This window comes from Kitasatospora sp. NPDC127116 (assembly GCF_042677365.1).
GTDB lineage: Bacteria > Actinomycetota > Actinomycetes > Streptomycetales > Streptomycetaceae > Kitasatospora > Kitasatospora lactacystinica.
This window is the reverse complement of the sequence record NZ_JBHXTL010000238.1, coordinates 1-7,076: the sequence shown is the minus strand read 5'-3', so window position 1 is coordinate 7,076 and position 7,076 is coordinate 1. Positions and strand designations below refer to the sequence as shown.

The 7,076-nt window shown below is 74.2% G+C and carries 6 protein-coding genes; 3 read left to right on the top strand and 3 right to left on the bottom strand.

Annotation, left to right across the window (positions count from 1 at the left end):
• Positions 1-126: 126 nt before the first annotated feature.
• Positions 127-774 carry a hypothetical protein gene (locus ACFVHV_RS42705; protein ID WP_359898545.1) on the bottom strand — a complete coding sequence of 216 codons (648 nt, stop codon included), beginning with the start codon at positions 772-774 and terminating at the stop codon, positions 127-129.
• A 477-nt stretch (positions 775-1,251) separates the two neighbouring features.
• The gene (locus tag ACFVHV_RS42700; protein WP_359898544.1) at positions 1,252-2,049 is read right to left on the bottom strand and encodes an IclR family transcriptional regulator; all 798 of its coding nucleotides are present in this window, start codon (positions 2,047-2,049) and stop codon (positions 1,252-1,254) included.
• A 204-nt stretch (positions 2,050-2,253) separates the two neighbouring features.
• On the opposite strand from ACFVHV_RS42700, the gene aceB reads away from it, so the two are divergent.
• Positions 2,254-3,906 carry a malate synthase A gene (aceB, locus tag ACFVHV_RS42695; RefSeq protein ID WP_380359117.1) on the top strand — a complete coding sequence of 551 codons (1,653 nt, stop codon included), beginning with the start codon at positions 2,254-2,256 and terminating at the stop codon, positions 3,904-3,906.
• A 144-nt stretch (positions 3,907-4,050) separates the two neighbouring features.
• A complete protein-coding gene (locus ACFVHV_RS42690; RefSeq protein ID WP_359898542.1) occupies positions 4,051-4,452 on the top strand; it encodes a gamma-glutamylcyclotransferase in 402 nt (133 codons plus the stop codon).
• A gap of 134 nt (positions 4,453-4,586) precedes the next feature.
• On the opposite strand, the gene ACFVHV_RS42685 is transcribed toward ACFVHV_RS42690, so the two are convergent.
• Entirely contained in the window at positions 4,587-5,627 is a 1,041-nt protein-coding gene (locus ACFVHV_RS42685) for a helix-turn-helix domain-containing protein (RefSeq protein WP_380359114.1), read from the bottom strand.
• A gap of 55 nt (positions 5,628-5,682) precedes the next feature.
• Here ACFVHV_RS42685 and ACFVHV_RS42680 point away from each other — a divergent pair, with 55 nt between their 5' ends.
• The gene (locus ACFVHV_RS42680; RefSeq protein ID WP_359898540.1) at positions 5,683-6,930 is read left to right on the top strand and encodes an MFS transporter; all 1,248 of its coding nucleotides are present in this window, start codon (positions 5,683-5,685) and stop codon (positions 6,928-6,930) included.
• The last annotated feature ends 146 nt before the right edge of the window (positions 6,931-7,076 follow it).

Here is a 7,076-nt window from a genome sequence, read left to right as displayed (position 1 = left end):
CACCTCGTGGGCCGGGTACAACCCCCCCGCCCCCCCCACCCCTCCGCCCAACCCCCCCCCCCGCCCCGGCCCCCCGCGGGGGCGGGCCCGCCGGCGGGGCCGGCCCCGCCGGCGGAACCGCGAGACTCAGGAACCGGCAGCCGCCTCGACCACCCTGATGTCGAACGGCTGCCGGTTGTTGCCGTCGTTCCGGTCGTCCGCGCTGCGCACCGTGACCGAGCCGCCGCTCAGTCTGCCCACCGGCAGTTCCGGGTCGAGCCGGACCGGGATGAGGGCGGTCGCGCTGCGCGCCTCCCGCAGTCCGGCCCCGAAGACGCACCGCACGACGCGGCCGTGGCCCGTCACCCGGCAGTCGGACGGGAAGTACGGGCCCTCCGGGCTCACGCCCTCCGGCAGGGTGATCACGACCGTGAACGGGGAGGCGGTGGTGTCCGGGCCCCCGTTGCCGACGAAGGCGTGGATGGTGGTGGTGCCGCCGGGCGTGGCCGGGTCCGGGTCGATCCGGACCACCTCCAGGTCGGAGTCGGACGTTCGGGCGGCGGCGGGTGCGGGCAGCGTGGAGGCTCCGGCCGCCTCCGAGCCGGTACCGGCACCGGTACCGGAAGCGGCCGTCCCCGCCCCGGGCTTGGCCGGTGCCGGCAGGGTGGAGGCGCCGGTCGTCACCGGCGCAGGCAGGATGGACGCCTCGGGCGCGCCCGTCGCGACGACCTCCACCGCGGGCCGGGGCTCGGGTCGCAGCAGCGCCCAGGACGGGTCGGTGGCCAGTACTGTCACCGCGCACCCCGCCGCCACGGCCGCGACCAGCCCGGCCCCGCCGAACCCCCTGCCTCCCGCGGCACGCCGACCGGCGCCCAACAGGCCGGCACTCCGCAGGCCACGTCCCCGCAGGCCACGTCCTCCCAGGCGGCGGCCCCGCAGGCCGCCGCCCGCCGCGCCACCGTCCGCCGCGACGTCACCCGCCGCGCCACCATCCGCCGCGACGTCACCCGCCGCGTCACCGTCCGGCACGTCGCCACCCCGTACCCCACCGCCACCGCCCTGAACGGCGCTCCGCACGTCCCGGTGCTGCTGCTCCATCCCCGCTCACCCTGTCCTCGCGTCCCGGCCGCCCGCGCCGTTGCGGGCCGCGTCGGCACCAGGGTGGCGGAGCCGCCGCCGGAGCCCGGCGGCAACCCGCCCGGTGTCCGCTCGAACGGATGACGCGGCACGCCGCTCCGACCGGGTCGGCCGGCAACGGTGGTTGACGTGCCGTCAGGGTGCGAGGACCTGCCCCAGCCGGGTCGCGATCTGGTGCATCACCGGTACCAGCGAGGCGGCCCCGGCCTGCTCCTCCAGGGCCCGGATGCGGGCCTCCGGTCCGGAGACGGAGAGGGCGGTGGGCGTCGGCGCGCCGGGGACGGCGAGCGCGATGCACCGGACGCCGATCTCCTGCTCCTGGTCGTCGACCACGTAGCCGCGCTCGCGCGCCTCGGCGAGCTGGCGCATCAGCTCCTGCGGGTCGGTGACCGTGTACTCGGTGTGGGCGGGCAGGGGGTTGGGGCCGAGGACGGCGCGGGCCTCGTCCTCGGGCAGCTGGGCGAGCAGCGCCTTGCCGACGCCGGTGCAGTGCGGCTGCACCCGTCGGCCGACCTCGGTGAACATCCGCATCGAGCGGCGCGACTGCACCTGTCCGACGTACACCACCTCGCCGCCCTCCAGCACCGCCAGGTTGGCGGTCTCGCCGGTGGCCTCCATGAGCTCGGCCAGGTACGGGCGGGCCCAGCTGCCGAGCAGCCGGCCGGCGGTTTCGCCCAGGCGGATCAGTCGGGGGCCGAGGGTGTAGCGGCGCGCGGTGTCCTGGCGGACATAGCCCTGCTGGACGAGGGTACGAACCAGTCGGTGGATCGTCGGCATCGGGAGGCCGGAACTGGTGGAGAGTTCGCTGAGTGTGGCCACGCCCCCGGAGTCGGCCAGCGCCTCCAGGAGTTGGAAGGCGCGCTCGACGGACTGCACGCCGCCGCTCGCGCGCTCGGTGCCTGTCGTCGATGCTGGGTCGGGGGTCGCAACCACCGGCGTTTCCTTCACTGTCGGGGGGAGGAGTAGAGTCCCGGCGACCTCTTCAACAAACCGTTGAAATTCTGTATCGCGGAAACTAGTCTCCACTTTACAGAATCGAACTCGCCGACAGGCGGGTTCCGATCGAGGAAGTTCCCCGGGGAAGTTCCTACCGGAGCTCCCTTCGCCAGGCTCAACCGTCTTAGGAGTGTCCTGCTCATGGCCGCAGATCAAGGGCCCCTCGGCGCCTCCCCCGCCGCTCCGGTCGTCACTGTCGCCGGTCCGCGCGTCCACCGGGCGGGGGAGGTGCTCACCCCGGAGGCGATCGCCTTCGTCGCCGGGCTCCATCGCGCCTTCGAGGGGCGCCGGCAGGAGCTGCTGGCCGGGCGCAAGGCCCGCCGTTCCGAGATCGCCGCCGCCGGCACGCTGGACTTCCTCCCCGGGACCGCCGGGATCCGGGCCGCGGACTGGAAGGTCGCCGAGGCGCCGCGCGCCCTCCAGGACCGCCGGGTCGAGATCACCGGCCCGACCGACCGCAAGATGGTCGTCAACGCGCTCAACTCCGGGGCGCGGATCTGGCTCGCGGACTTCGAGGACGCCACCTCTCCGACCTGGGAGAACGTGGTCGGCGGCCAGGTCAACCTGATCGACGCCTTCGAGGGCCGGATCGACTTCACCAGCACGGCCGGCAAGGCCTACACCCTCAAGCCCGCCGCCGAGCTCGCCACCGTCGTCGTCCGCCCGCGCGGCTGGCACCTGGACGAGAACCACCTGCTGGTCGACGGCACCCCGGTGGCCGGTGGGTTCGTCGACTTCGGGCTCTACTTCTTCCACAACGCCGCCCGGCTGCTGGCCAGGGGCGCCGAGGACCCCAACTCCGGCCCGTACTTCTACCTGCCGAAGACCGAGAGCCACCTCGAAGCCCGCCTGTGGAACGACGTGTTCACCCACGCCCAGGCCGAACTCGGCATCCCGTACGGCACGATCCGGGCGACCGTGCTGATCGAGACCATCACGGCCGCGTTCGAGATGGACGAGATCCTCTACGAGCTGCGCGACCACGCGGCCGGCCTCAACGCCGGGCGCTGGGACTACCTGTTCTCGATCGTCAAGAACTTCCGCGACGCCGGCGAGCACTACATCCTGCCGGACCGCAACAGCGTCACCATGGCCTCGCCCTTCATGGCCGCCTACACCCGGCTGCTGGTGCAGACCTGCCACCGGCGCGGCGCCCACGCGATCGGGGGCATGGCCGCGTTCATCCCGAGCCGCCGCGACCCGGAGGTCAACGCCTCCGCACTGGAGAAGGTCAAGGCCGACAAGGACCGCGAGGCCGGCAACGGCTTCGACGGCTCCTGGGTCGCCCACCCCGACCTGGTGCCGGTCGCCCGGGCCTCCTTCGACGCGGTGCTCGGCGAGCGGCCCCACCAGAAGGACAACCCCGGCCCGGCCGAGCCGGTGACCGCCGCCCAGCTGCTCGACATCGCCGGCGCCGGCGGCACCTGCACCCGTGCGGGGCTGCACAACGCCGTCCAGGTCGGGATCCGCTACATCGAGGCCTGGCTGCGCGGCCTCGGGGCCGTCGGCATCTTCAACATGATGGAGGACGCCGCCACCGCCGAGATCTCCCGCTCGCAGATCTGGCAGTGGATCCACAACGGGGTCGTGCTGTCCGACACCGGCGAGAAGACCACCGCCGAGCTGGTCCGCACCCTGGTCGCCGCGGAGCTGGCCGAACTCCTCACCGAGCTGGGCGAGGAGGCCTACGGTGCCGGCCGCTGGCGCGAGGCCGCCGAGCTCTTCGAACAGGTCGCCCTGGCCGAGGAGTTCGTGGACTTCCTGACCCTCCCCGCGCTGCCCCTGCTGGGCTGATCCCCGCCCACCCGCCGGTGCCACCGCCGCCGTCCGCCGGGACGCGGCACTCCGGCGGTCCACCGCTCCGTTCCGTACGGCGACGAATCCACCTGTCCTCTCGTCGCCGTACGGAACGGTCCGTTCCACGCAAGGAGTTCACCCATGGCGCGCATGTTCTTCAACGGCCAGGCGATGACCGGCGGCCCCTTCCACAGCAAGGTCGCCGACTCGCTGCTCGGGCCGGCCAGGACCGCCCCCGGCTACCGATTCTTCTCCATCGACCACAGCGGCGGGACGGACGTCTGCCCGGGGCTGCTGGCGGACCCGGAGGCGGGCACCGCGATCGAGGGCGAGCTGTACGACATCCCGCTGGAGCGACTGCGCGACGTCATCCTGCCGGGCGAGCCGCGCGAACTGGAGCTGGGCGTGATCGAGTTGGAGGACGGCTCGGCCTGCCTGTCGATGCTGCTGGCCCGCGGCGAGGTCGAGCGCGGGGTGCACCGCGAGATCACCCACCACGGCGGCTGGCGCGCCTACCTCAGGACGATCGGGCGCGAGGCCTGACGGGCGGACGGCCCGTGCCGGCCGGGATGGATGACGGATGACAGCTGACAACTTTCATCATCTGTCATCTGTCATCCGTTCGCTGAAAGCTGTCAGCTGAAATCCGTCCGCTGAAAGCCGTTCGCCGGAAGCCCTCAGCCCCCCGCCGCGAGGTGCGGGCGCCCCGCCACCACCGCGTCGCCAAGCCGGCTGCGCCGGTACAGCACGCTGCGGCCGAGCCGGTTGCGCTCCAGCAGCCCGGCCGCCGCGAGCGCGCCCAGGTGCCGGCTGACCGCACCAGGGGTGACCCCGAGCCGGTGCGCCAGCTCCGTCGTGCTGGCCGGGGTCTCCAGCAGTGCCAGCAGCCTGGCCCTGGGGGTGCCGATCAGTCCGGCCAGCGGCCCGTCGGCCACCGCCCCGGCCTCGGCGCCGGCGGGCCCCAGGCCCTCGGCCATCGTCGCCTTGCCGCGCGCCGGGTAGCAGACCAGCGGCGGCCCCGCCTGAGTGACATCGGTCTGCGCCCCGAGCCCGAACAGCGTCGGGATCAGCACCAATCCGCGCCCGGCGACCTTCACCGTGGTGCCCACCGCCTTCACCGCCGGGTGCGGGTCGACGAGCCGCAGCACCCCGGCGTGCCAGCTCAGCCTGGCGTCGAGGTCCGCGAACAGTCCGTCCGCCCCGTGCTCCGAGAGCATCCGTCCCCGGTAGGCGATGTCCGCCTCCAGCACGGAGCGGGCGCGCGGCCACCAGGCGGGGACGAGGCAGCGCGTCCAGTACGCGTCCAGCGCCTCGGCCGTCCGGGCGGCCAGCGCCGCCGGGTCGTCGATCAGCCCGGCCAGCACCGGCGGCAGCGGGCTGGGTCTCCCGCCGCCCCGGTAGGCCTCCAGCACGTCGGCCCGCACCACCTCCGGCGGGGTGGCCGCCAGCCGCGCCAACTCGGCCGAGAAGTCCGGACGGGGGCCGAGCGGACGCGGCGTGAGGAAGTCCGGCACGAAGCCGACCGGCGCGATCATCGACTCCAGCAGTGCGGTGTCCAGCGTCTCGTAGCGGTCCTGCCAGCCGGCGATCCACGGCTGCTGCTCCGGGTAGCGCAGGGGCCAGTGGCGGGCGCGCAGGCTCAACACCGCCTCCTGCAGGGCGGAGTAGCCGAACCAGGTGGCGGCGAGGTCGTCGACGCCCAGATGGAACTCGAACATTGACCGTAACGGTAAAAGAGTTCCGCCGCCGGGGGAAGCCCGCTGTCCTACTGCCATGACCTCTGCCGCGGTGCTTCCCTCCGCCGTCCGACGGCTGCTGCCGGCCGACCCCCTGCTGCGCAGGCTCGCCCTGATGAGCCTGGTGAACACCGTCGGCAACGGTCTGTTCGTGACCGTCGGCGTGCTGTTCCTGACCCGCTCCGTCGGCCTGACCCCGGGCCGGATCGCGCTCGGGCTGAGCGCGGCCGGCGTCTGCGGGGTGTTCGCCGGGCTGCCGATGGGCCGGCTCGCCGACCGGGTCGGCAGCAAGCGGCTGCTGATGGTGGTCGGGCCGCTGGAGGCGCTCGCCGTGCTCGGCTACGCGTTCGTGCACTCCTTCGCCGCCTTCGTCGCCCTGGCCTGTGCGGCCACGGTGCTGGAGCGCGGCGCGGCGGCGGTGCGCAGCGCCCTGATCGCCCGGACGCTGCCGGCCGAGAGCCAGGTGCGTTCACGGTCGCTGCTGCGCTCGGTGATGAACGCGGGGCTGGTGGTCGGGTCCGGCGGCGCGGCGCTGGCGCTGCAGTCCGACAGCTACGCCGGGTACGTCACCGTGATGGTCCTGGACGCCGCGAGCTTCCTGGGCGCGACGGCGCTGCTGGCCGGCCTCCCCGTCCGGGACCTGACGGTCGGCCGGGACGGTGACCCGGAGGCCGGCGCGGGGCGGCGGACGGTGCTGCGCGACCGCCGCTACCTGCTGGTCACCGTGCTGCACGCGCTGCTGGAGCTCCAACTCCCGGTGCTCACCGTGGGGATCCCGCTGTGGGTCGTGCTCGCGACGGACGCGCCGGCGGCGGTGGTCGCGGCGGTCAGCGTGGTCAACTGCCTGCTGGTGGTGGTGTTCCAGGTCCGGGCGAGCCGGGATGTGGACGGCGTTCCGTCGGCGGCCCGGGCCTGCGCCCGGGGCGGCCTGCTGCTGGCGGGCGGTTGCCTGCTCTACGCGGCGGCGCAGTCGGGCCCGGCCGCGGTCGCCACCGCGGCGATCCTGGTCGGCGCCCTGGTGCACAGCCTCGGCGAGCTGCTCACCTCGGCGGGCGGTTGGACGCTGAGCCTGGACCTGGCCGATCCGCGTTCCCACGGCGAGTACCAGGGCGTGTTCATGAGCGGCCAGGCGGCGGCCCACGTGATCGGCCCGCTGGTGATCAGCCTGACCGTGGTCGACCACGGCGTGGTCGGCTGGGCCGTCCTGGCCGGTGTGTTCGTCCTCGCGGGCGCCGCTCTCCCGGCCGCCGTCCGGCACGCGGAGCAACCGGCCGCCGCCCGCTGACCACGAGCCCTGGTCAACCGGCCCGGGCCCACGGGCCCCGGTCCGCGGCCCCGGTCAACGGCCCCGGTCCACGGGCCCGGTCGAACGGGCCCCGAACCGCGGCCCCCGATCGTCCGGCCCGCTTCCCACGGGGGTGGGAGCTGTGT